The 24,624-nt window shown below is 49.4% G+C and carries 19 protein-coding genes; 15 read left to right on the forward strand and 4 right to left on the reverse strand.

The window, feature by feature from the left end:
* Positions 1-445 precede the first annotated feature (445 nt).
* A complete protein-coding gene (gene ahcY, locus AAHB90_RS28035; RefSeq protein ID WP_342088575.1) occupies positions 446-1,762 on the reverse strand; it encodes an adenosylhomocysteinase in 1,317 nt (438 codons plus the stop codon).
* A gap of 311 nt (positions 1,763-2,073) precedes the next feature.
* Between ahcY and AAHB90_RS28040 the strand changes: the two genes are divergently transcribed.
* The 7 genes from AAHB90_RS28040 to AAHB90_RS28070 all read left to right on the forward strand — a co-directional run bounded on the left by AAHB90_RS28040 (position 2,074) and on the right by AAHB90_RS28070 (position 7,964).
* The gene (locus tag AAHB90_RS28040) at positions 2,074-3,171 is read left to right on the forward strand and encodes a sensor histidine kinase (protein ID WP_342088576.1); all 1,098 of its coding nucleotides are present in this window, start codon (positions 2,074-2,076) and stop codon (positions 3,169-3,171) included.
* A gap of 5 nt (positions 3,172-3,176) precedes the next feature.
* Entirely contained in the window at positions 3,177-3,899 is a 723-nt protein-coding gene (locus AAHB90_RS28045; RefSeq protein ID WP_342088577.1) for a LytR/AlgR family response regulator transcription factor, read from the forward strand.
* A gap of 148 nt (positions 3,900-4,047) precedes the next feature.
* The gene (locus AAHB90_RS28050; RefSeq protein ID WP_342088578.1) at positions 4,048-5,514 is read left to right on the forward strand and encodes a PKD domain-containing protein; all 1,467 of its coding nucleotides are present in this window, start codon (positions 4,048-4,050) and stop codon (positions 5,512-5,514) included.
* Between the two features lie 33 nt (positions 5,515-5,547).
* Positions 5,548-5,871, forward strand: a complete 324-nt coding sequence (locus AAHB90_RS28055) for a hypothetical protein (RefSeq protein WP_342088579.1) — start codon at positions 5,548-5,550, stop codon at positions 5,869-5,871.
* On the forward strand, positions 5,858-6,328 hold the full coding sequence (locus AAHB90_RS28060; protein WP_342088581.1) for a hypothetical protein: 471 nt from the start codon (positions 5,858-5,860) through the stop codon (positions 6,326-6,328). Before AAHB90_RS28055 ends, AAHB90_RS28060 begins: the two co-directional genes overlap by 14 nt.
* A 56-nt stretch (positions 6,329-6,384) precedes the next feature.
* Positions 6,385-7,209 (forward strand): TapB family protein, encoded by an 825-nt coding sequence (locus AAHB90_RS28065; protein ID WP_342088582.1) that lies wholly within the window; start codon positions 6,385-6,387, stop codon positions 7,207-7,209.
* On the forward strand, positions 7,209-7,964 hold the full coding sequence (locus AAHB90_RS28070; protein ID WP_342088583.1) for a carboxypeptidase regulatory-like domain-containing protein: 756 nt from the start codon (positions 7,209-7,211) through the stop codon (positions 7,962-7,964). The genes AAHB90_RS28065 and AAHB90_RS28070 overlap by 1 nt, the downstream gene beginning before the upstream one ends.
* A gap of 88 nt (positions 7,965-8,052) precedes the next feature.
* Here AAHB90_RS28070 and AAHB90_RS28075 read toward each other — a convergent pair whose 3' ends face one another.
* The 3 genes from AAHB90_RS28075 to AAHB90_RS28085 form a co-directional block, all read right to left on the reverse strand.
* Entirely contained in the window at positions 8,053-8,643 is a 591-nt protein-coding gene (locus tag AAHB90_RS28075; RefSeq protein ID WP_342088584.1) for a carboxymuconolactone decarboxylase family protein, read from the reverse strand.
* A gap of 111 nt (positions 8,644-8,754) precedes the next feature.
* Positions 8,755-9,306, reverse strand: coding sequence for a peroxiredoxin (locus AAHB90_RS28080; protein WP_342088585.1), 552 nt, complete (start codon positions 9,304-9,306; stop codon positions 8,755-8,757).
* A 216-nt stretch (positions 9,307-9,522) separates the two neighbouring features.
* Entirely contained in the window at positions 9,523-10,830 is a 1,308-nt protein-coding gene (locus AAHB90_RS28085) for a UDP-N-acetylmuramoyl-tripeptide--D-alanyl-D-alanine ligase (protein WP_342088586.1), read from the reverse strand.
* 110 nt (positions 10,831-10,940) lie between these two features.
* On the opposite strand from AAHB90_RS28085, the gene AAHB90_RS28090 reads away from it, so the two are divergent.
* The 8 genes from AAHB90_RS28090 to AAHB90_RS28125 all read left to right on the forward strand — a co-directional run bounded on the left by AAHB90_RS28090 (position 10,941) and on the right by AAHB90_RS28125 (position 24,619).
* Positions 10,941-13,208 carry an FG-GAP-like repeat-containing protein gene (locus tag AAHB90_RS28090; RefSeq protein WP_342088587.1) on the forward strand — a complete coding sequence of 756 codons (2,268 nt, stop codon included), beginning with the start codon at positions 10,941-10,943 and terminating at the stop codon, positions 13,206-13,208.
* Between the two features lie 85 nt (positions 13,209-13,293).
* The gene (gene rhaT / locus AAHB90_RS28095) at positions 13,294-14,376 is read left to right on the forward strand and encodes an L-rhamnose/proton symporter RhaT (RefSeq protein WP_342088588.1); all 1,083 of its coding nucleotides are present in this window, start codon (positions 13,294-13,296) and stop codon (positions 14,374-14,376) included.
* A gap of 2 nt (positions 14,377-14,378) precedes the next feature.
* Positions 14,379-15,611 carry a DUF6786 family protein gene (locus AAHB90_RS28100; RefSeq protein WP_342088589.1) on the forward strand — a complete coding sequence of 411 codons (1,233 nt, stop codon included), beginning with the start codon at positions 14,379-14,381 and terminating at the stop codon, positions 15,609-15,611.
* A 437-nt stretch (positions 15,612-16,048) separates the two neighbouring features.
* A complete protein-coding gene (locus AAHB90_RS28105) occupies positions 16,049-17,104 on the forward strand; it encodes a tail fiber domain-containing protein (protein ID WP_342088590.1) in 1,056 nt (351 codons plus the stop codon).
* Positions 17,105-17,290: 186 nt separating this feature from the next.
* A complete protein-coding gene (locus AAHB90_RS28110) occupies positions 17,291-18,376 on the forward strand; it encodes a tail fiber domain-containing protein (protein ID WP_342088591.1) in 1,086 nt (361 codons plus the stop codon).
* Positions 18,377-18,655: 279 nt separating this feature from the next.
* Positions 18,656-19,651 (forward strand): T9SS type A sorting domain-containing protein, encoded by a 996-nt coding sequence (locus tag AAHB90_RS28115; RefSeq protein WP_342088592.1) that lies wholly within the window; start codon positions 18,656-18,658, stop codon positions 19,649-19,651.
* 157 nt (positions 19,652-19,808) lie between these two features.
* Positions 19,809-23,378 carry a PVC-type heme-binding CxxCH protein gene (locus AAHB90_RS28120; RefSeq protein WP_342088593.1) on the forward strand — a complete coding sequence of 1,190 codons (3,570 nt, stop codon included), beginning with the start codon at positions 19,809-19,811 and terminating at the stop codon, positions 23,376-23,378.
* 68 nt (positions 23,379-23,446) lie between these two features.
* Positions 23,447-24,619, forward strand: a complete 1,173-nt coding sequence (locus AAHB90_RS28125; protein ID WP_342088594.1) for an FG-GAP repeat domain-containing protein — start codon at positions 23,447-23,449, stop codon at positions 24,617-24,619.
* Positions 24,620-24,624: the final 5 nt, after the last annotated feature.

Below are 24,624 nucleotides of genomic sequence, written 5' to 3' on the forward strand. Positions count from 1 at the left end.
ATACTGTTTACGTTAGATAAAATGGATTTTGAACCAGATCGAACATAGGGGCGCTCACCGACTATAAGAAATGCATTTGGCAACTGGTAGAGCTTGAATAGCTTGCGGTAAAAAGGAACTTGTCAGCAGGCCATTTTTCTTAAGAGGTATGTTTGCAAGCAATGCCATACTTCCGAGTTCTTTACCCGTCCGAAGAAATCGGGCCGCTTATTAATTCGACGGAGCAGCCGCATTAGTAATATGCTTTTATCTCCCGCGTATTCATCGCAATTCAGCGACCCATTCCAGGCGGGATTGGGTCGAGTCGGGTCAATTGAAGGTGCAGCAAAGAAAGTAATGAAGCGATGCCCGGGAAGCCCTTGGGCAGCAGAAGAGTTATTTTTTAAGCAAAAAAAGACCCCGCAGACTTTCGCCGCAGGGTCTTTTCAATTTCAATCCAATAAAATTAATACCGGTAAGTCTCCGCTTTGAAAGGACCTTCTACGGATACGCCGATGTAAGCAGCCTGCTCTTCCGTCAAGGCATCCAGTTTCGCGCCTACGTGTGAGAGGTGCAATGCAGCTACCTTTTCGTCAAGCGCTTTTGGAAGAACGTATACTTTCTTCTCGTAAGCAGCCGTGTTAGTCCAAAGTTCGATCTGAGCCAGGGTCTGGTTCGAGAAAGAGCAGGACATTACGAATGACGGGTGCCCCATCGCGCAGCCCAGGTTCACCAGACGGCCTTCTGCCAATACGATGATGTCCTTGCCTTCCACGTTGTAGATGTCAACCTGCGGTTTGATCTGCGATTTGGTGTGGCCGTAAGATTTGTTCAACCAGGCCATGTCGATTTCGTTATCGAAGTGACCGATGTTACAAACCACCGCTTTGTCACGCATTTTAAGGAAATGACGGTCGGTGATGATTTTGTAGTTACCAGTTGCAGTAACGAAGATGTTAGCGCGGTCGGCAGCTTCGTCCATGGTTACTACTTCGAAACCGTCCATAGCAGCCTGCAATGCGCAGATTGGGTCGATTTCAGTAACGAGTACGCGGCAGCCTGCTCCACGAAGCGATTCGGCAGAACCTTTACCCACATCGCCGTAACCTGCTACTACTGCTACTTTACCAGCCAGCATAAGGTCGGTTGCGCGGCGGATAGAGTCAACCAGTGACTCGCGGCAGCCGTATTTGTTATCGAATTTAGATTTGGTAACCGAGTCGTTTACGTTGATGGAAGGCAGGTGAAGCGTTCCGTTTTTGTAGCGCTCGTACAAACGGTGAACACCGGTTGTAGTTTCTTCCGAAAGACCTTTGATACCGTCGATCAACTCAGGATATTCGTCAAATACCATGTTGGTAAGGTCACCACCGTCGTCGAGGATCATGTTGAGCGGCTTGCGGTCTTCACCGAAGAACAAAGTCTGCTCGATACACCAGTTGAATTCCTCTTCGTTCATTCCTTTCCAGGCGTAAACAGGGATTCCCGCTGCTGCGATAGCCGCCGCTGCATGGTCCTGGGTAGAGAAGATGTTACATGAAGACCAGGTAACCTCAGCACCCAGCGCTGTAAGCGTTTCGATCAGAACGGCTGTCTGGATCGTCATGTGCAAGCAACCCGCAACACGCGCACCTGCCAATGGCTGCGAAGGACCGTATTCAGCACGGATCGCCATCAAACCAGGCATTTCAGCTTCTGCCAATGTGATTTCTTTACGGCCCCATTCGGCCAGCGAGATGTCTTTTACCTTGTACGGGATGTACGTTTCGGTTGACGTTGCCATTATTTTACAGTTTAGTTAATATCTTGATTTTAGTACAAAACTAAGTAGAAAAACCACCAGAGGGAATATTTGCAGATACAAATTCTGGTTTGAGGCCTTAATTTGGATATTTTATCTTTCAAATGCTGGATATAGACGTATTATGAAGTGACGGCCCTGTGATTCACCGGTTAAGGAAGATATTTTGTCTGTACAACAAAGGATTACCCGCAGGAGTACCTGTTTGATGCCGTTCGTCGACAATAGTATGACATTGGTCGACAATGCTTTTCAAAGCCCGTATTGGCTTTTGAAATCGTTATCTTTGTTACATGCGCCCTGTTTCCCCGGTACTGAATTACCCCAGGCATCAAAGAATCTTACTGCACATCCTGTTCTGGCTCGCCGTATTGACGATCCTGACAATTATTTACGGTGCAGGCATGCCCGATTATTGGCTGACGATCGGCATTGTAGCTTTATTCATGCCCATCCATATCGGCTATTTCTACCTGATCGCCTACGTGATCATCCCACGGTATTTTGACCGTAAGAAGTATGTGCAGTTCGTGGTTCTGTTTCTGCTGATTGTCGCCGGTTCTACACTGGCATTCAGGTTGATGGAGATTCTCGTCGCCGATCCGATTATTTATAATGCAGTAAAAAAGAACGATCCGACGTTCGTTTGGCGCAAGCTGGAAGGCACTTTCCGGCAACAGCTTGCCAAGCCTACTTACCTGATCAGCGCATTCGAGCAGACCAATATTTTCGTTTGGATCGCATTGTCGGTGAAGTTTTTCAAAATGTGGTTCGACAGGCGGCAGGCGGCGATCGAAGCGGAGCTTAACTTTCTGAAAGGGCAGCTGCACCCGCATTTTTTATTCAACACACTCAATAATTTATATGCATTGACCCTGAAACAATCCCCGCAGTCGCCGGGTGTGGTCATGGGGCTGGCGGAGATATTGCGGTATATGCTTTATGAGGCTAATACGGAGATCGTGCAGCTGGAACGGGATATCAGTATTCTCAAAAGTTATATTGAGCTTGAAAAAATAAGGTATGAGGAGCGGCTCGATATTAATTTCAGTATCAATGGTTTATCTCCGGAATACAGGATCGCGCCGTTGCTGATATTACCGCTCGTGGAGAATGCATTCAAGCACGGCGCCAGCGAGCAGATCGGCCAGGCGTGGATCAATATGGATTTGCGTGTGAAGAACAATGCATTGAAGTTTAAAATCTCGAACAGCAAACCGGAAACGGCCGTGCAGGACGACCGCCCGCACCACGTGAGCATAGGCCTGGCGAACGTGCGCAAACGGCTCGAAATCCTCTACCCTTCGGCCCATAACCTGAAAATTATGGATGAGGAGGATGTATTCGCCGTGATCCTGGAAATTGACCTTGACAAACGTTTGGAAATCTGATATTTATGAAGTTGAAAGCCATTCTGGTGGACGATGAGCCCCACGCTATCGAAGTATTGGACAACTACCTCGCCAATTTTACGGAGATCGAAGTTGCGGCGCGCTGCCAGGATGCCATTCATGCATTCCAGGTTTTGCAGCAACAGAAAATAGACCTGATGTTCCTTGATGTGAAAATGCCCGGACTCAAAGGGACCGATTTGCTGAGAAGTCTTAAAAATCCACCCAAGGTTGTCTTTACGACGGCTTATCAGGATTATGCCGTCGAAGGCTTTGACCTTAATGCCGTCGACTATCTGCTGAAACCCATTCCGTTCGAACGTTTTTTGCGTGCGATGGATAAGGTATTTACGGGATTGAATATGACGAACCAATCTGTTTCGGTAGCGCAAAAGGCCGCGCCGGTAAGCCAGGATGTGTTTTTGTATTTAAAAATTGACCGCAAGATGGTGAAGGTAAACGTCAACGACATCTACTGGATCGAAAGTTTGCGGGACTATATCAAGGTTGTTTTGAAAGACAAGGCACTTGTTTCAAAACAGAAGATCAGCCTTTTGGAAGAACTCCTTCCGGAGGACGCCTTCATCCGCGTTCACCGATCGTTTATCGTTTCCGTCGACAAGGTTGAAAGCTACCATTCTCACAAACTCGAAATTGCCGGTAAGGAGCTTCCTATCGGTCGTAATTTCCGTAACGACTGCCAACGCCGATTCAAGCTGACTTTTTAAACGGCGCCGCAAAAGGCGTTTGTCGACAAAACCCGCTGTTGATCGACACTCGCTTTTCGGCCCTTCTCCGGCTCGCCAAATCGATTTAAAATTGCACCGCCATTGAGAAATGGAATGTAATTCATTCAAATCATTTGGAATATTAGCCATGTTAAACGCAAGAAGAATTCTTTGGGCAACCTTGTCCTTTGCCCTGTTACTGGGGAGCTGCAAGGAAGACGAAGATGTAAAACCATCCAACACATTGACCGCCAAAGCAGGAGCGGACCAGAATGTAAATGCAGGCTCGGTTGTCAAACTCGACGGTAGCGCTTCTACCGACAGCGAGAATAAGCCGTTCGAATTTAGCTGGGCATTCAGTAAAAAACCTGCAGGCAGCACGGCCAACCTGGCCTCGGCTGCCACTGCCAAACCTACTTTCACCGCAGACGTTCCGGGTGAGTACGAAGTTGAACTGACCATCAGCAACGCCAATGGCCAGAGCAAAGACAAAGTCCTGATCACCGCGGCGGTCATTGACCCGATCGTGATCGATGCCAACATCCGCGCCAAACTGACTTTGAACGACCGTATCGACAATCCTGCCATTCCGGATTACATCGTGAACGCGAATGTATCGGTGAACGCGGAGCTCGAAATCAAGCCCGGCGTCGTGATCGCATTTGCACGTGATACCCGGTTGGAGATCAACGACAACGGCGGCATCCTGATCGCCAAGGGCGATTCGGCAAAACCTATCCGCTTCATCGGCAAGGAAACTACGAAAGGTTTCTGGTCGGGCGTGACATTCCGTTCGTCGAGCAGCGCGAACACGCTCGAATATGTGCAGGTGTTGCACGCGGGAAGTAAGCCTTTATATAGCACCACCAAGGCAGGGATGGCGGTACTTGGCAGTCAGGCAGAAGTGAACATCAGACACTGTCTTTTCGAAGTCAATGCAGGATATGGGCTTTACATTCAGCAGGGTGCGAGCCTGGCGGCATTTGAGAAAAACAATTTTAAAGACAATACAGAAGCCGGTTTGCTCCTGAGCGCTGAAAATGTGAAAAACCTCGATATCGACTCGAAATTCACCAATGGCAACGGGCGTAATGTGGTAGAAATATTTGCTTCATCGCTACCTAAGAATGCAGCTGCCGAAGTGATCTGGAAAGGTTTCAAAGACAAAACCCCTTACCGCATTCTCGAACATCTCACTTCCGATGCCAACTGGAAACTATTGCCGGGCGTGACCATCGAAGTGGGACGCGCCGGATTTATCACTATCGACGACGGCTATTTCAATGCGGTAGGCACAGAAACCAATAAAATCGTGATCCGCGGGGCCGAAAATACGGCAGCTTACTGGAAAGGCATGCTCTGCTTCTCGACGAGCGACCAGAACGTGATCGAAAATGCGGAAGTTTCAGGGGGAGGTAACATCGCGATCGTGTCGGGTAAGAAAGCCAACATCGCAATCTACGGCGGGCAATCGCGCATGGCGATACGCAAGTCGGTAATTTCCAACAGCGGAGGCTACGGTATTTTCGTCAACTACCAGGGGACTGTTAATGCCGACGTTGAAACCGTCAACACGTTTAAAGACAACGCCCAAGCCAAGCTGCTGAAAGAGTAGGGTGCTAGGAATGGATAGTTACACGTCGTAGCCATGAAAATCATAACACATTGTATGCTCGCGGGCCTGCTGGCGGCCGCGGGCATACAAAGCCAGGCCGTGAGCAAAGCCGCACGCTCCGCACGGCAGCCATTCCCCGAAAAGGGCTTCTGGGTGGCGGAAACGGTTCCCGGTAAAAAATCGACGATCGTCAGATATTACGCCCATAGCAACTACCTCGTGTCGGAAACGACCGAGCCTGTGCTGCTCGACGTCAGGAAGGTTTCCGTTAGAAAATACCTCAATGAGAAGCTCCGCAAAGAGCTTGAAAAAGATACAACAGGCCAGGCGGCAATCAGACTTTATGAAATCGATTGAAATCCTGGATATCGTGCGGTCGCTCGGACTGGTGCTGTACTTCTTTGTGGCGGCGCAGGGCGCTTTTTACCGGGTTGGCTTTGGGAAGGCACTTTTCGATATCTCGCCCGAAAGTTTCATCGAGCTGCGCAAAGCCGTTGACCCGCGCGTGAGGCGACCGCTGAAAGCCCTGTATGTTTCGTCATTGGCGACCATGCTTACCTGGCTGGTCCTGACGGTTAATTCTGGCGGATTGCTCACCTATGGGCCGGTCCTGGTCGCCTTTCTGCTGCTGGTCGCAGATCTGGTACTTGCATTGAAATGCAGTGAGCCGGTTAATGTGCTGATCAACGCAGACCTCCTGAACACACGCCAGGGTTACGTCAACGCCCGGGACGAATGGATGAAGTATATCCATATTCGCGGTTTACTGAGTATTACCGGCTTTGTGGTACTCTTGCTGCATGTGGGTTTGTGATAGAAGTATTAGTGTTAATTGTTTAAATATTAGTTATTTATAAATTTAAAATTGCCATGAAAATTAAAGTACCCTCACTAGCCATTGGCAGATTTGCGAAACCTGCATTGGCCCTGGCCGTTCTGGCTATGTCCTTCACTGCTTGTAAGGACGACGACAAAAAACCGGATCCTGATGGCGGCGATGGCGGCGGTACCGAAAAAGTGTTTATCCCGTCGAAAGACAAAAGCTATTCGTACAAAATCACTGATTCGGACGGTGAAACCGGCGATATTATTACCAAGATCGTCAGCACCAAAGACTCAGCCGGAATCGATGTCCACACGATCAGCAACTTTATCCGCGAAAATGAAGAGGAAAAAACGTTTTTTTCGAAAGCCTATTTCAAAGGCGGGACCACAACCAACGAACTGCCTTACCCGGTTGCTTTGAAAGAGCTGATCAACGAGATCAACGACGTCGCATACGTCTCTAAAATAAAGGTAACAGGCTTCCCGCAGTTCCAATATCTGGAAAATAACGGTAAGGTCAACAGCGCGCTCACATTCAAAAGTGACCCTATTAATCTATCGATGGAGCTGGAAATTCCGGCGGGTGATGAAGGTTCGGTGCTCGGGAAGCTCGAAGCACGCATGACTAATAAAAATGGAAAGGCCGTTGCCGAGGAAGCGGTAACCACACCGGCAGGTAATTTCAATTGTACGAAATGGGAATACTCGTATGAGGCTTACATTAAGTTTGAGACGGAGGTAACCGAGCCGGAAATCACCACGGAACTGGTCCACGTAACACTCTGGACTGCGCCTGGCGTGGGAATAGTGAAATCGATCGAAAAGGGGGAAGACGGCACATCCACAACCGAATTGCGTAAGATCGAGTAATGAAAAAGTGGGTATTAATGCTGCAATGGGTCCTGATAATGGGTCTCGTTGTAGCCTGCACCACCGACGACGAACCCGCCGCGGATGGGCCAGGTCCTAAAAAAGGCTATGCGACCGGAAAGGTCATAGATACGGAAGGTAACCCGATCAAGGGAGTGGAAGTGGTGATCGACAATAACATGATTTATGCATCGTACTCCCTGGGCAATACCGATGCGAACGGCAATTATGAAATCCAGCTGCCCAAAGTAGGCACCTTCACAGCTTCGGCGCAGATTGTGAAGCTATATAACGGCCGCCGTTACGAACTAGACCTGGACCCCGATGTGTACGAGGCATTCAGCATCGACGGGGCCGTGCGGAATTTCCAGTGGAAACTCACCGGCGAGCGCCCCGAAGGCGAGGGCTACTACGGCGCCACGATCGGGCTCAACAAGTCACTTTACAGTAGCATTTACGACGAAGAGAACATTGAGTTTACGCTTACACCGGTAGGGGACCTTATCGATGGGTCCAAAGGCAAGACCTTGAAAATGAAGCCGGGGAAGCCTTATTCGAAGACTTACGGCTACCTGGTAGATATTCCCCTGGGACGGTATGAAATGACCGCCTATTACAATGGGGAAGGTGGCAAAGCTCCGCTGAAACTGCGCAATCACTTTTCGGAAGACGAGTATGAAAGCAAACTGGTGGTCGATTTCGAGCCTAGTACCATGTGGGGTCGAAACTCCTTCTACATCAGCTACATGGAGTAGGGTAATACAGTATCCAAAGAGAAACAATAGAGAAATAGGATGGATAATTTGGGACTAGCCAGATCTTCAAGACCTGGCTAGTTTTGTTTTATATCAAAACAGAAAAGCTCTTGAAGATCGCTCCAAGCCTAACTGCGTCGAATATACGTGCCTGCGAACCGCCGTGGTTCAGCACCGACTGCTCGTGTGAAGTTACGCACATCTCGCAACCATTGAGCGCCGATACGACAAGGCTCATCAATTCGAAAAATTCTTTACCCAAAACTGGGTTTACCATAATGCTCATTTTGATGCCTGCGGGCGCATTATCGTAAAATTCCTTGTGCATGAAATGACGGAAGCGGTAGAATACGTTGTTGGCGTTCATCAGTGAAACACAAGCTGTCACTTCCGCGATCTCTTTCTCGTCGGCGCCTTCCTGGATAGCCAGTTCTTCCAGCGCAGCGATCAACGCCGCATTCTTTTCATTGATAGCGACCGACAATGCGAGCAGTAATGCCTCCTTGCGGTTCAGTGTCTGTGATTTTAAAACATTACCTACATTGATTTTCAGGTCTTTGAGGTAGCGGTGGTCAAGCGCTGCAAGCTTGTTCAGCAACACGCTTTCAAATTCCGCAGGCAAATTGACTTCTTTATACAGGGACTCTTTCGTGTTCCCTGTGGCTGCAAATGGATACATGTTTGTTTGAAGTTGACTGGGAAGATAATCCCGGTGGGTGTTAAAAAAAGCAGTTCACAGAACCGGCGTACGAATGACTAAACCGCTGTGAACTGCTTCATATAAGGTCGGTTAGGCGATAGTTGCCTCGCCTTTTTGCCAGTTGCAAGGGCAAAGCTCGTCGGTTTGCAATGCATCAAGCACACGCAATACCTCAGGTACGTTACGGCCTACCGAGAGGTCGTTAACGCTTACCCAGCGAATGATACCTTGTGGATCCACGATGTAAGTTACGCGGTAAGCGATTTTCTCGTTTGCTTCAAGAATACCCAATTCTTCTGCCAATGATTTTGAAGTATCGGCCAGCATTGGGAATTGCAGGTCGCGCAGGTCGTCGTGGTTTTTGCGCCATGCCAGGTGAACGTATTCGCTGTCGGTAGAAGCACCGATCAGGATCGTGTCACGGTCAGCGAAGTCTGCAGTGTGTTTGTTGAACTCGGCAATCTCCGTTGGGCAAACAAAAGTGAAGTCTTTTGGCCACCAGAACATCACCATCCATTTCTCAGCGTTTTTGTGGTCTTCAGAGGTAATATCGTAGAATTCGTTTCCTTTTTCAAGCGATACTACGGATGTCTTTTTGAATTCCGGGAATTGCGATCCCACTGATAACAGTCTATTAGCCATGATTGCTCGTTTGTTTATAAATTGTATTTTTTGGTGTTACAAAACTACGAACGATGAGTACATGGGTCAAACCCCAACCTGGTACTATGCCAGGAAAGAGTTGATTTAATTAAATGAATTTAGTTTTATTTATAGGAACGTAGAAGTTATAAATGGCGCTTATAATGCCATAAATTTTTGCAATATAATTATACTAATAATAACTGTAATAATAAATTATCTATCGGGCATTACGCTAAGCACTGTTTCCAGGGACATTCCCCTCGAACCCTTGATCAGGAAGTGTGTATTTTCCTGCGGATTATCCATGATCCAGTTGTGCAGTGAGAACTTGTCGGGGAAGTAGTAGGCCTTTGGCAAAGCCGGTAATGCGTGTTGCATGAGTTTTCCTGCGAGAATCACAATGTCGAAATGCTCCCCGGCGATCTGCTTTCCGAGCGCGAGATGCTCCTCCGCTGCCGCCTCGCCCAGCTCGAACATATCGCCCAGTATCAATATCTTGCGGGGCGCTTCCATCCTGCCGAAATTAGCTACCGCCGCGGCCATCGAGGATGGATTTGCATTGTAAGCATCCATGATAACCGTGTTCGTGCCCTTTTTAACGATCTGCGAGCGGTTATTGTCCGGCTCGTAGGTGGCTACTGCCTCGCAGGCATCGGCGTCGTCCACCCCGAAATGCTTTCCGACGGCCAGTGCGGCGCAAATGTTGTCGAAATTGTACCTTCCGGGCAGATGTGTGGTTACCGTCTTGCCACCGTTGCTGAATACTACAAAAGGGTTTTCCGAGATCAGCGTTGGGTTCACTGCGCTGTTTTCCGAGCAATAGAATACGATCTCACCGAACGCCCGACGCTTGCTCACCATATCCATGATCACATCCTGCGTCGAGTTCACGAATACCGTTCCCTTCTTTTTGGAAAGGTAGTCGAACAACTCGCCTTTTCCTTTGATAATGCCCGCTACCCCGCCGAAGCCCTCGAGATGCGCTTTACCGATGTTGGTAATGAGCCCGTGCGTAGGTTGGGCGATACTGGCGAGCAATGCGATCTCCTGCTGGTGGTTGGCCCCCATTTCAATCACCGCCATTTCATGCCTCGCCGGATCGATCGAAAGGATCGTGAGCGGTACGCCTATGTGGTTGTTCAGGTTCCCGCGCGTGGCGTAGGTGTTGTACTTCATCGAAAGCACCTTTGCGATCAGCTCTTTGGTGGTGGTTTTGCCATTGGAGCCAGTCAGTGCGACGACCGGCATTTCCAGTGTTTTGCGATGATGCCGCGCCAGGTCCTGCAATGCGGTGAGGCCATCGGCAAAAAGCATGAAACGATCGCTGGTAACGACGTTCGGGTCGTCTACCACGGCATAGGCAGCTCCCTTTTGTAATGCCTCCGCCGCGTACTGGTTGCCATCGAATTTATCACCCTTCAATGCGAAGAAAATGCAGCCTTCGCTGATCTGGCGGGTGTCGGTGCAAATTTTGGCGCCCTTGCGGTATATGTCGTAAAGCGTTTCTATGGAAGTATACATGAATTGTCGGGTCGTTATAAAGTTATGTTGGCTTATTTCGTTACGTTTAAGACAAACAAGCCCGCGGCGTCCGTCAGAAACCTGCAAAACTAATAGATTATTCCTCAACGATGCGAACCAAATTTACCTCCTTTTTCCTCTGCCTCATTTGCTTTTACAAACCTTCGGAACTACTGGCCCAGCAAACCTGGTTTAAGCTCGATACGCTTACCAACGTGTCGGCCGGCGGCGTGAAAATCACGAATCCCTGGGGCGGCGGACTCAACGCGTCGCAATACCTCAAAATGCATTTGAACAGCGATGCCGACGAGGACCTCGTAGTTTACGACCGCACCAATAGCAAGGTTACCACATTCCTGGCCGGCCCTGATCCCGTAAATGCGGGTAAGAAAACGTTCATCCATGCGCCGTATTATGAAACGCTGTTCCCCCAGGCCGACAACTGGATGATCCTCGCCGATTACGATGGTGATGGTCTGAAAGATCTTTTCGCGAGCACTTCGCTGGGCATTATCGTTTACAGGCAGGTCAAAACAGGCAATGCCTGGTCGTGGAAGCTCGTGCGTGATGTTTTGTATACCAAAGGCTTTTCGGGTAATATCAACTTGCAGGTGTCGGGTACCGATATTCCGGCCATTACGGATATCGACGACGACGGAGATCTCGACCTGCTGACCTTCGATTTTTCAGGAACCTATATCGAGTTGCACCAGAACCTGAGCATGGAAAAATTCGGTGTGCGCGACAGCCTCGGCACGCAAGTCAGCCCGGTTTTTCAGCGTAACGGCGATTGCTGGGGCAACTTTCATAAAGGTGATCTGGAAGATTTTGTCGTAGGCGTCAACTGCGAGGTCGTTACAGATCCCTCCGGTCGGCTGGCCGCGCCCGTGCGTATCCTGCATGCGGGCAACTCCATTCTGCTCCACGACCTTAATGGCGACGGCACTAAGGATCTCCTGGCCGGCCACGTGAGTAACGAGCATATTTCTTTCCTGCCCAATTCCGCCAAAGGTATTATTGCCAATTTCACGGGTTTTACCAATACCTATCCCGCCAAGGACCCGGTTTCAATGCATATTTTCCCGGCGGCTTTTTATGAAGATGTGGATTTCGATGGCGCAAAAGACCTGCTCATCGCACCGAGCATTCCGGCCAATGATATTAACCTGACGGATTTTAAATCCTCCGGCTGGTATTACCACAATGAGGGCACAAGCGATAAACCGGTTTTCAAACTTGTGCGGAAGAATTTCTTGCAGGACCAGATGATTGATGTCGGAGAAAATGCGGTGCCTACCTTTTTTGATGTCGACGGCGACGGCGACCTGGATATGCTCATCGGGACGAGTGGAATGCCGGTGACCGGTGGTTTTAAAGGAAGTTTATGGTTCTTGAAAAACAATGGCACTGCCGCCGCACCCGATTTCAGCGTAGAATCGCAGGACTATCTTCAACTGCTTTCAAAGCTTTCTGTCTACAATATCAAACCGCAATGGGCGGATTTTAATGGCGATGGCGTCGCAGATCTTGGGTTTGCAGCTACTGCTACATCCAACCTCAAACTCGAATACCGCTATATTCCTAACAAAGGAACAAACAGTGGCGCGGTACAGCTTGATATCGCCGATGCGGTCACGATAGCATTACCAGCGGAACTGCAAACCGGCGACTCGCCCTATTTCTACGATGCCGACGACGACGGCGACCTCGACCTGCTTACAGGCAAAACCCAGGGCAACATTTATTATTATACCAACACAGGAACCAACAAACAATATGCATTCAAACTCGAAACTGACTCGTTTGCGGGCGTAGGCATTAATTTCGCCGGCCGCTTCCCGCAGGTAGCCGTTGCCGATTTCGATCTCGACGGCAAGCCCGACCTTGCGGCAGTGGATCACACCGGGACGATCCGGGTCTTCCATAATGCCGATTGGGGCAAATGGACCGAGCGTGCCGGCACTATTGTGAGCTTGAACGGCAAGCCAGGGGATGTCAATTTCGGAAACTACCTTTCTCTGGCCGTCGCCGACCTGAACGGCGACAAAAAGCCCGACGTCGCGATCGGAAACAATGCAGGGGGCGTGCGTTTGCTGACCAACATCCTGCCGGTGTCGATTACGGGTGTAGAGCCGGGCAATGGAGGTGAAGTAAAAGTATTCCCTAATCCTTCGGTGGATTTTTTCAAAGTCTATTCTTCCAGAACGGGCACATTCGATGTACTCACAGCAGGAGGCGTACGAATGCTCCGGAACCGTGGCATCCGTGCCAACGAGGTGCAGCAGATATCTACTGCGCATTGGCCGGCGGGATTGTATCTGGTGGAGTTGAAAGCCGGTAACAGCCGGGTTGTCAGGAAGGTTGTCGTTGGCGAATGAAAAAAATGCTGATTTAAAGAGTTTTCCTGTCTTCCAGTAGATACCCGGAGGAACGCCCTTACATGATAAAATTCAAAAATTATTCATGCAAGCTCTTCTGGGTGTTATCTTCCATTTCATCGGTGGCTTCGCCTCCGGCAGTTTTTATATTCCCTACAAACAAGTTAAAGGTTGGGCCTGGGAATCGTACTGGATCGTCGGCGGGCTTTTCTCCTGGCTGATCGTCCCACCCCTTGCGGCTTACCTGACCATTCCGGGTTACACGGAAATCATCGCCCACACCAATGGCGGCATTCTCTTTCTGACTTACTTTTTCGGCGTGCTCTGGGGCATAGGCGGCCTCACATACGGGTTGGGCGTGCGTTACCTGGGCGTCGCGCTCGGAAGCTCGATCATCCTGGGGCTTTGCTCCGTTTTTGGTGCATTGATCCCCTCGGTGTATTACGAATTCAACCCCCAGCCCGGTAAGGACACGATTTCAATGCTTTTCAGCGAAAGTTGGGGGCAAATGGTATTACTGGGGTTGCTCGTCTGCGTGATCGGGATCATCATCTGCGGTAAAGCCGGCGCGATGAAAGACGGTGATCTGCGAAAGACAGGCCACGTGGCAGCCGACAATACCGAGTTTAAAATAGGCCTCGGCTTAACGGTATCTATTATTTCCGGTATTCTCAGCGCCTGTTTCGCATTCGGGATCGACGCCGGTAAGGTGATGGCACAGGAAGCGAACGAGGTATGGAAAGCGGCGAATCCCGGCGAAGGCGAGTTTTTATTCCAAAACAATGTCACTTATGTCGTGATCCTCTGGGGCGGGCTTACCACCAATTTCATCTGGTGTATGCTCCTCAATGCACGCAATAAAACCTTCGGCAACTACACCGATTCGTCTACGCCCTTGCTGTCGAACTATATTTTTTCAGCATTGGCCGGTACCACCTGGTTCCTTCAATTCTTCTTTTACGGCATGGGAGAGAGCAAGTTGGGTAACGGGCCTAGCTCCTGGATCCTGCACATGGCTTTCATTATTCTGGTTGCGAATTCGTGGGGACTAGCCCTCAAAGAGTGGAAAGGAGTAACTAAAAAGACGATTACGACGATTGTTACCGGCATTCTGGTGATCATTCTCTCGGTGCTGATCGTCGGTTATGGTAACTATTTGAAGGAATAGCCATGAAAGCGTATTATCCGGTCGTTCTTGCGGCAATGATCGCTGCGGGCTGTTCGACGAACAACAAAAGCGACAAATTGGAAACAGAACAAACGCAGGCAGCCGGTACTTTTGGCTACGACCTGGCATTTTTAAAGAAACACAAAGAAGCCGTCGTGCTATCGGCGCCGGATAATGCCGATGCACAGGCCATTATCATTCCCGCATACCAGGGACGCGTCATGACCAGCACTGCCAATGGCGACAAGGGCAACAGTTATGGCTGGATCAACTACGGGCTCATCGAAAACGGGCAATACCAGCCGCATATGAATGGTTTCGGCGGGGAAGAACGTTTCTGGCTCTCTCCCGAGGGCGGGCAGTTTTCGGTGTATTTCAAAAAAGGGAAAGCTTTTGAATTTGAAAACTGGCAGACGCCTGCACTGATCGATACGGTTGCCTATCAAGTCGTGGAGTCGGATGCTTCGTCGGTGAAGTTTCAGATCAATGCGATGATCGAGAATTATTCGGGCAAAATGTTTGTCATCGGGATCAGCCGCAAGATTCACATGCTGACAAAGCAGAACATAGCCGATCTGCTCGATTTACCTGAATTAAATGGCGTGAAAGCCGTTGCTTACCGCTCCGTTAATGCAATCACCAACCAGGATGAAGCATGGAAACCGGAAAGCGGTATGCTGGGGATCTGGCTGCTGGGTATGTTCCGGCCGTCGGACCAGACGACCATTATCGCACCTTTTTCAAAAGCATTATCCGATAAGCCACTTATTACCGACGATTATTTTGGTAAAATACCTGCCAATAGGCTCGTAATGAAAGACTCTACCTTATTTCTTAAAGCCGACGGCAAGCACCGGAGCAAGATCGGTATCGCCCCCAAATCGGCCCGGAATGTGGCGGGAAGCTATGATGCGGAAAAAGGCATTCTAACGATCATTCAATTCGACCTCGACCCGCAGGGCCAATACATGAAATCGACCTGGGAGCTGCACGAGGACCCTTACAACGGTGACGCATTGAATGCTTATAATGACGGAAAACTAGACGATGGCACGCAAATGGGGCCGTTTTACGAGCTGGAATCGAATTCTTCGGTAAAAGCGTTGAAAGAGGGCGAGTCGATCACACATCGCCAGAGCACATTCCATTTCGAAGGCGACAAAGCGGCACTGAATGCCATCGCACAAAAGGTACTCGGTGTGCATATTGAACAGATCGGGCAAATTTTTAAATAAATCGGGATTTAGGGAGCAGTCAGCACAAGACGTTCGCCGGAGTGTGCCTGAGCATCGGTAATCGGAGTGAGCGTATACTTGTCTACGTTACGATTGAAGGTGTGGGGAAATTGTTTAAATGTTACCTGGTCCGCTGGGACGGGCATTGTAGATAAAGCCCGGAGCCCGTTCATCGAAGGCTGAAAAGAATGAATCGCGGCGCTACACATCTAACAGCAGCAAGCCATTGCATTACAGAACGGGGGAGAATTCATGACTTTTGCGCCAATGGCGAACCGGGGTCGGGCGGGAGGGGGGCGTTACGATTGCAAGCCGTGAACGCCGGTAAATAAACGTGGTTTGCCACTTGGGTATCGATGAATGTGATTGTAGGGCAATTGGCTGACATTCGGGCATTTTAATGATGTCCAATGTCAAACTTTTACAAATCACGCACAATGAAAAAAAACAAAAAAGTGGGACTGCTTGCATTAGGTGCTGCTGTCCTTAGTTTAGTGGCCTTTACCTCGGAAGCGCAGGTGGGGATCGGAACGACGTTGCCGCAGGAGAAATTACATGTACACAATGGAGCACTACTGGGAACAAGCGACGCAGTAGGGCCTGAAAACAATCCTTATTCGCAAGAGCAGGATCCCATCGAGTTCAAAATGAAATGGTTCCAGGATAAAAGTGCCGTGCGCTTTTTGGGCGAAAGGGTAGGACAGACTGGGTTGGACAAGACCTCCATAGGAAATTACTCATTTGCCTCGGGATTTGAAGTGACCGCCTCAGGTGAAGCATGCAGTGCATTTGGGATAAGAACTTTCGCTGCAACCCGGGGTTCTTTCGCAAGTGGCCAGGAGGCTGTAGCAATTGGAAGTTCTTCTTTTGCTCATGGCGTGCAAGTTAAGGCAATTGGACACCACAACGTCGCCATGGGGAGCCAGGTCGAGACCAATGGATACAGCGGATGTTTTATTTTTGGGGATAATAGCGGGGGTTCTACAAAAAGTATAACTGATAATCAAATGATTATGCGGTTTTCCGGGGGGTATAGGCTGTATACCAATAACAATTCTTCGCTGGGACTGGTAATGGGTCCAGGAGGAAGCTCCTGGTCTGTTATTTCGGATCAAAATAGGAAAGAAAACTTTGTACCTGTAAACGGGGAGGATTTTTTGAAAAAGATCAGCGTTATGAAGCTGTCTTCCTGGAATTATAAAGGCCAGGATCCGAAATCATTCCGGCACTACGGCCCGATGGCGCAGGATTTCTATAAAGCATTCGGACAGGATGAATATGGTACGATTGGTACGGACACGACCATCAACCAGGCGGATTTTGACGGGGTGAATTTGATTGCTATCCAGGCGTTGATCCGAAAGATGGAACAGATGAGTGCAGAGATCGTAAAAATTAAGGCTCAGTTGGGAGAGGCTCAATCTGCCGTAGGGAAAAGGAAGAAACGTATACGGGAGACCCCAAAGCAGCATCTCATACTAGCTGGAAAATGAAGGGCATAAGCTACTCTTTGACACGACAGCGAAACATTACCGATTCAGGGATAAACTTAAATGGTGCGTTCCGGTAAATAAACACAAAGTGCCACTTGGGTATCGATCAGTGCGATTGTGGGTCAATAGGTTGACATTCGGGCATTTTAATGATGTCCAATGTCAAACTCTTACAAATCACGCACAATGAAAAAAAACAAAAAATTGGGATGGCTTGCATTAGGTGCTGTTGTCCTTAGTTTAGTGGCCTTTACCTCGGAAGCGCAGGTGGGAATCGGGACGACCTCGCCACAGGCGAAGCTGCATGTACACGATGGGGCAATAATGTCCACGACCAAAAATTACGATCCCATATTTGACCCATTCTACGACCCTCAGTTACCATTTACTGATTCAATTCAGTTTGGTTTAAAATGGATTTACGATAAGGGAGCCTTACGAACGGGAGGATTCAGGGAAGGGAAAAGTGATTTCGATTCTCCTAATATAGGATTGTACTCTTTCGCTTCGGGTTACGAGAATTCGGTTATGGGACGGGCAGCGGCCGCAATTGGCCTGCAAAATACCACAAGTGGTTCAGGGGCGCTTGCTGTTGGAATTGGCTGTAAAGCTTTTGGTGACTATTCATTTGCGCATGGAAGCCAATCCAAAGCAAGCGGACTCAATGCTGTTGCTTTGGGAGTTGGCGCGATTGCAGACGCGGGTAACTCTGTCGCGATAGGAAACGGCTCCACCAACAGCAAAATAGGGTCCTTTGTTTTGGGCTATGGAAACACGCTGATCAAGAGCAACCTTAATTATCAAATGACCATCGCATTTACAGGAGGATATCGATTGTATACGGATGATATGGCTACTATCGGAGTCTTGCTTCCATCCAATGGAAATGCCTGGCAGGTTTTTTCCGACGTGAATAAAAAAGAAAATTTCGCGCCCGTCGACGGCGAAGAGTTCCTTCAAAAGATCAGTAAAATGAACCTCACATCCTGGAACTACAAAGGCCAGGATCCGAAACAATTACGGCACTACGGCCCGATGGCGCAGGATTTCTATAAAGCATTCGGACAGGATGTATATGGCACCATCGGTACGGACACGACGATCAACCAGGCGGATTTTGACGGGGTGAATTTGATAGCCATTCAGGCATTGATCCGAAAAATGGACCAGATCAACAGCGATTTGCGGGAGGAAATAGCTTCACTAAAAGCACAAATAGCCATTCGGGACAGACCGTTGAAAGGCAGACGGGTTCTGGTCAGCAAAAGGTAAACACTAGCCATACACTATGATATACAAACGGAAAGCAGCCCGTTTACGCTCCTCTTTTTAATGACGACGATGACGTAATCCATACTTTCAAATGGTTCATGAAAAGGGTATTATCCGGTTTTTGGGTAAGGGTTTTAACGGCATCGGTCTGGACGCGACAAAAGCCGGGAGGTCCTCTTTGGCAGCGGGCTATACTTCCGGAACGGCGCCGGAAACCCAAACGAAACGGGATATTGCTTTCCAGGAATTAGTCTTTTTCACACATCTACCACAATCGTTATGAATATTAAAACTTTAACATTTGGGCTTGTTTTCTTTCTGACAAAGCTGGCCGCTCATGCCCAGTTCGTGACGGGCAACAGCTTGTTTGTGAATATCGGTACGGTCTTCTCGGTCGACAGCTTGGTACTGGTACCCACCGAAGGTCTCAACCTGGGCGACGATTACTCGCTTCAAGTTACTCACACCGCGGTGCCCGGTGCTCCGAATCCAAGCATCAAAAAGACCTTTGTTTTTAACAAGCCAGTCAATTTTCACGGGAGCCTCGGGATCATTTATGCTCCTTCCCAGTTGAATGGAAATACGGAATCGCTGCTGGAACTCGCTAATTCCTGGTCGGATCAGTCGGCATTTGTGACCATGACCGGCAGCACACGCGATTTAGGGATGCATTATGTTTCAAAGGACGTAGCCGACCTTGACATCCGTATGCTCACGCTCGTGAACGGGCAAAGCGCATTGCCGGTAACACTTGTCGCCTTCGATGCCGAAAAGGAAGAGAAGGGTGTGAAGCTGACCTGGAAAACTTCCTTCGAAACAAACAGCGATTTCTTTGAAGTCCAGCGTAGCAAGGATGCAAAAGGGTGGCAGCCGCTCGGGCGTGTAGCCTCTACGGGAGAGAGCAGAGGCCAGGTGTCCTATAACTTCACGGACGGCGATCCATTTGCGGGAGAAAACTATTACCGGCTCAAAATGGCCGACCGGGATGGCACTTTTGCATTCAGCCAGTTGAAAAAGGTATCATGGGCCGGCGGCAAGCTGGCGGTTTTCCCAAATCCCGCTGTCGACCGGCTTGAAGTTGATCTGAAGGACTGGTCGAAGGTAGTTAAAGTCAGGATACTGAATGCGGCCGGCCGGATTGTCCGTGATGGAGGGATGGCACTGAATTCGAAGCAAACTAATGTGCCCCTTACCGGGTTCAAACCCGGCAATTACATCTTGCAAGTCGAATACCGCGACGGTAGTACCGAACGCACTCATTTTGTAAAATATTGATAATCCGGCTCCGGGCTATTGTGTTGTCGGTAACGCGCACGATAGCCCGGTTTCTAATTTAAATCCTAATTATCATAGTAAAATTACCGACTTTCCGGGTTTAGTTAACAATACCTATTCAACGAAATTCCTTAACCCTGCTTTCCTCTTCGATCGTATGCCGCCATTCCGAAGTACTTTCAGGATCGGTCTGTCATTGCTGACCGCTTCCCTGCTGTTTTATCCACAAGGCTGCAAACCTCTCAAAAAATCTGGTCAGAATGTTACCGTTAAGAATGCGCCCCAACAGGCAGAAACGGACATTTATGCCGAGCACATCCGGACCTCCGGTTTCAAAACGCCGGAAGAAGAGCGCCTTAGCTTTGTGCTGCCCGAGGGCTTCGAGGTAACGCTTTTCGCTTCCGAGCCTGATATTACCAAACCGATGAACATGGAATTCGACGACCGCGGAAGGTTGTGGGTGACCCAATCGTCGGAATACCCTGTGGCGGCGGGCGAAAGTGACGGAACGGACCGCATTACGATCCTGGAAGACAAGAACGGCGATGGGCGGGCCGATACCTTCACCCGTTTCGACGACAATCTTAATATTCCCATCGGTATTATGCCCGTGGCAGATGGCGCGATCGCGTATAGCATCCCAAACCTGTATCATTTAAAGGATAATAACAACGATGGCAAGGTTGATAGCAGGGAAATATTGCTTGGCGGCTTTGGGCACAAGGATACGCACGGGATGGTCAACAACCTCATGCGCGGGTACGACGGCTGGTTGCACGTATGCCATGGGTTTTCCAACGTTTCGAATATTGCTGGAACGGACGGTGATTCGATACGGATGACCTCCGGGAACACATTCAGGGTGAAAATGGATGGAAGCCACGTCGAACAAACGACCTTCGGGCGCGTGAACCCGTTTGGATACGCATATGACGAGAGAGGCTATTTGTACTCGGTAGATTGTCATACCAAACCGATTACGCAGCTGATTTTTGGCGGGGAATATCCTCATTTCGGAAAGAAATCGCCCGTCGGGTTGGGTTTTGCACCGGCAATGATGACGTACGATCTGGGCTCGACGGCATTGGCCGGACTTGTCTATTATACCGGAACGCAGTTTCCGGCCAGGTACCGCGGCAGTTTCTTCACCGGCGACGTCGTTACCTGTCGCATTGACCGGAATACCGTCACTTTCAACGGCTCGACACCTTCTTCGAAAAAGGAAGAGCCGCTGCTGATCAGCAAAGATCCGTGGTTCAGGCCGGTAGATATTAAAGTAGGGCCGGATGGAGCTTTATACATTGCCGATTTTTATAACCGGATCATCGGGCACTATGAAGTTGCCCTGAACCACCCCGGCCGTGACCGTGTGAGCGGGCGAATCTGGAAAGTAACTTACAAAGGAACCGAGCCGCATGATAATTTGCCGGTCACCGACTGGTCGAGGGCAACAATCGCCCAGCTTTTGCAGGGGCTTAAACATCCGCAGCTGAACACACGCCTTAAAGTAGCCGACCGCATTGTGGACACCTGGAAAGAGAAGGCAGTCGAGCCGGTGAAGGGGCTCCTGGCAGATCATACTGACGCGCCTTCTTACACCCATGCACTATGGATCTTACACCGCCTCGGCGCGCTCGACGATCGGATGCTTGATCATGTATTGGCAGGTAAAGAACCGATCGTGCAAATCCACGCACTGCGAATTCTGAGCGAACGCAATGCTATTAGCGACGCGCACTACCAACGGGTGAAGGTAGCATTGAAAAGCGGCGATCCATTTATCCGACGGACGGCGGCAGAAGTTTTGACTCGGTTTCCTAAGTCGGAAAACATTGGATTGCTTATGGATTTGTATGAAAAAACGCCCCGGGAGGATACACATTTACGCTATGCCGCATTGCTGGGTTTGCGGAATAATCTGAAAAATACCAGTGTAATGTGGCGCGTTCCAGCGATGCAATGGACCGATAGCCAATTGGCGTTGCTGAACAAGGCATTACTCGATGTGCCGTCTTCCGCTGGCGCGGCGTTTGTGCTTGACTACACACTGACCCATGAGCAGGATCCCAAAGACCTTTTGAACAATCTCGAATATATCGGCCGTCTTGCCGGACCCTATCAGATCGAAAAGGTTATTGACCTGATCAATGCAAAGTTTGTCAACGAACCGGAAAAACAACTATCGCTTTATGGGACGATTCAGGCGGGTATCCGGCAAAGCGGGGCTTCTCCAAGCCCAAAAATGGTTGCCTGGGGAGAACAGCTTGCGGGAAAATTTTTGACCAATATTTGTGCCGAAACTGAAACCTGGAAAATTAGGAAAATAGCCAAGAATGCGGATCCGGTGAACTCCTGGACGGTTTCCGATCGGTTCCTGACAGATGTAATGCCTGCATTTCGTATCGTTCTGAGTGAAAAAGGGGGTTATGGCCCGCAGTCTGCTTTGTATTCGGTGCCGTTCAAGTTGCCGTCGACCTTGAAAATGAATGTATTTGATAACGATGTGCACAACCGGGCGGAGAAAAAAGGTATTTCGAAAAACTCCGTGAAAATCCGGCTGGCCGACACCGGAAAGATAGTCGCAGAATATCGGGTCAATCAGGCAGAAGCCATGCAGTTCAAAGAGCTTATCCGGAATGCGACGTTCAATCTGGCCGGATATGAAGGGCAAATGGGGTATATCGAGGCAGTGGATAGTTCGCAGACGGGCTCAGTGGGCATCGGGCAGTTTGAACCGGCGGTTGTTACTATTCCCGAAAAAGGTCCGTCCACCATCTCGGAGCAGAGGATTACAGCCGCTGAGATTGCAGGGGAATATCGCATCAGATCCCTTCAGCCTGCATTGAGAAGCATTTTACAAACCAAATGGATGGACTATACGGTGCGAAGCGTTGCCGCAGGCGCGTTGATGAACATCGATTCGAAGGAAAATGTGGATGTTCTGTCGGGTATTTTCAATGATCCTGCGGAGCTGCCCGCTTTAAAGGAAAAGCTGGCCGTTTCGATGGGACAGGCATCGTCGCCTTCCGTGTATGAAACGTTGAAAAACCAACTGGCAAGCGGTGCAAGGAATCTTCAAATCGTGATCGCAACCGTACTGGCCAATACTTCGGAAGGCATCGGTTATTTGTTGAATGCATTCAAAGAAGAAGAGCTCGCGGCCGATATCGCTACCGAAGTGCCGGTGCAGGAGCGGCTCACCCACAATGCAGACGCTTCCCAGCAAACACAAATGCGGCAATTGCTGACAGCCGGAGCGAGGGAACGCGAGGAACGCCAGAAGCTCATCGATGCGCGCATTGCGAATTTCAAGCCGGCGAACACGTTTTCAGAGGCGGGAAAAATGATTTTTGTGCAGAATTGCAGCGGCTGCCATCAGATTCAGGGCTCCGGCGGGCTCGTCGGTCCGCAGCTCGACGGCATCGGAAACTGGGGACATAAGGCATTAACCCAAAAAATCCTTGACCCTAACAGGAATATAACTGAGGCATTTCGTACTTATAATATCACATTGAAAAATGAAAAGACCCTTACCGGCTTGTATCGTAGGACCGAAGGAGAAACAATCGTGTTTGCGGATATGACAGGGCAGGAGTTTTCAGTGGTAAAAGGCGATATGAAGGAGTACCGGGCGTCCAAATACACTTTAATGCCCGACCAGTTCCGGAATATCATCCCTGAAAAGGACTTTTACGCACTGCTCGACTATCTGCTGGGAGTAAAATGATATTTAAGTATTAATCCTAAACCATAAATCCGATGTTGTTAACGGGAAGAGTTTTGAAATGGCTTTGTTTGATCAATATTGTAGTCTTTGCCTGGACAAATGCAAATGCGCAGACAAAAGCGAAGAAAGGATCGGCTATTACATTTAAAAAAACGGATCTTACCAAAAGATTCATCGCGGAAGGTGCCGCGATGGGCGATGTGAATAAGGATGGCAAAAAAGACATTCTTTCGGGGGCCTATTGGTTTGAAGCGCCCAGCTGGAAAGCGCACGAGCTGGCGAAGCCCGATTCCTTTATTGTAAATGGAAGTTACAGCAATTCGTTCCTGGATTTTGCGATGGACGTGAACCAGGACGGATGGATAGACCTTATTCGCATCGACTGGCCTGGTAAGGCTGCCGCCTGGCATGAAAACCCGCATAACAAAGAGGGACATTGGCCGATGCATACTATTTATTCTTCGGTAGGGAATGAATCACCGCAATTGGTAGACATCGACGGCGACGGGAGGATGGACCTGCTTTGCAATGACCCGACGGGTAAGAAAGTGATCTGGCTGAAAAGTCCTTCCAAAAAAGGGGAAACGGCCTGGGAAAAATATGTGATCAGCAACGACCCCAACAACTCCACGCATATGTACACGCATGGAATCGGTTATGGCGATGTCAATAGTGATGGCCGTAAAGATGTGCTCGTGAGGAGCGGCTGGTGGGAAGGTCCGGCGGACGGGCCTGCCAAACATCCCAAAGACAAAGACTGGGAATTTCACCCGGCCGATCTGGGGCAGGATTGTTCACAAATGTATGTGCTGGATTTGAATGGCGACGGTCTGAACGACGTACTCAGCGCTTCGGCGCATAATTATGGAATCTGGTGGCACGAGCAGAAGAAAGAAGGGAAGGAGACGGTATGGATCCATCACGACATCGATAAAACCATTTCGCAGACACACGGGTTGGCGCTGAAAGACCTGAATGGGGACGGCCATCCCGATTTTATCACCGGTAAACGCTATTTCGCACATAATGGCAATGATCCGGGAGAGTTCGAACCTGCATTTATTTCATGGTTTGAATACAAACCCGGCAAAGTCCCTACCTGGATCAGGCACGATATTGATGACAATTCGGGTGTAGGCCTGCACGTCACCGTCGAAGACCTGAACGGCGACGGCCTGCTCGATATCGTCACGGGAAACAAAAAGGGCGTACGCATTTTCACACAGCAAAAAGGGAAGTAAGCACT

Source organism: Dyadobacter sp. OTU695 (genome assembly GCF_038440355.1).
Classification (GTDB): domain Bacteria; phylum Bacteroidota; class Bacteroidia; order Cytophagales; family Spirosomataceae; genus Dyadobacter.

What these genes read in the sequence shown, in the direction of transcription:
- ahcY (WP_342088575.1), bottom strand. Translation starts at nt 1,762, where the DNA reads ATGGCAACGTCAACCGAAACGTACATCCCGTACAAGGTAAAAGACATC.
- AAHB90_RS28040 (WP_342088576.1), top strand. Translation starts at nt 2,074, where the DNA reads ATGCGCCCTGTTTCCCCGGTACTGAATTACCCCAGGCATCAAAGAATC.
- AAHB90_RS28045 (WP_342088577.1), top strand. Translation starts at nt 3,177, where the DNA reads ATGAAGTTGAAAGCCATTCTGGTGGACGATGAGCCCCACGCTATCGAA.
- AAHB90_RS28050 (WP_342088578.1), top strand. Translation starts at nt 4,048, where the DNA reads ATGTTAAACGCAAGAAGAATTCTTTGGGCAACCTTGTCCTTTGCCCTG.
- AAHB90_RS28055 (WP_342088579.1), top strand. Translation starts at nt 5,548, where the DNA reads ATGAAAATCATAACACATTGTATGCTCGCGGGCCTGCTGGCGGCCGCG.
- AAHB90_RS28060 (WP_342088581.1), top strand. Translation starts at nt 5,858, where the DNA reads ATGAAATCGATTGAAATCCTGGATATCGTGCGGTCGCTCGGACTGGTG.
- AAHB90_RS28065 (WP_342088582.1), top strand. Translation starts at nt 6,385, where the DNA reads ATGAAAATTAAAGTACCCTCACTAGCCATTGGCAGATTTGCGAAACCT.
- AAHB90_RS28070 (WP_342088583.1), top strand. Translation starts at nt 7,209, where the DNA reads ATGAAAAAGTGGGTATTAATGCTGCAATGGGTCCTGATAATGGGTCTC.
- AAHB90_RS28075 (WP_342088584.1), bottom strand. Translation starts at nt 8,643, where the DNA reads ATGTATCCATTTGCAGCCACAGGGAACACGAAAGAGTCCCTGTATAAA.
- AAHB90_RS28080 (WP_342088585.1), bottom strand. Translation starts at nt 9,306, where the DNA reads ATGGCTAATAGACTGTTATCAGTGGGATCGCAATTCCCGGAATTCAAA.
- AAHB90_RS28085 (WP_342088586.1), bottom strand. Translation starts at nt 10,830, where the DNA reads ATGTATACTTCCATAGAAACGCTTTACGACATATACCGCAAGGGCGCC.
- AAHB90_RS28090 (WP_342088587.1), top strand. Translation starts at nt 10,941, where the DNA reads ATGCGAACCAAATTTACCTCCTTTTTCCTCTGCCTCATTTGCTTTTAC.
- rhaT (WP_342088588.1), top strand. Translation starts at nt 13,294, where the DNA reads ATGCAAGCTCTTCTGGGTGTTATCTTCCATTTCATCGGTGGCTTCGCC.
- AAHB90_RS28100 (WP_342088589.1), top strand. Translation starts at nt 14,379, where the DNA reads ATGAAAGCGTATTATCCGGTCGTTCTTGCGGCAATGATCGCTGCGGGC.
- AAHB90_RS28105 (WP_342088590.1), top strand. Translation starts at nt 16,049, where the DNA reads ATGAAAAAAAACAAAAAAGTGGGACTGCTTGCATTAGGTGCTGCTGTC.
- AAHB90_RS28110 (WP_342088591.1), top strand. Translation starts at nt 17,291, where the DNA reads ATGAAAAAAAACAAAAAATTGGGATGGCTTGCATTAGGTGCTGTTGTC.
- AAHB90_RS28115 (WP_342088592.1), top strand. Translation starts at nt 18,656, where the DNA reads ATGAATATTAAAACTTTAACATTTGGGCTTGTTTTCTTTCTGACAAAG.
- AAHB90_RS28120 (WP_342088593.1), top strand. Translation starts at nt 19,809, where the DNA reads ATGCCGCCATTCCGAAGTACTTTCAGGATCGGTCTGTCATTGCTGACC.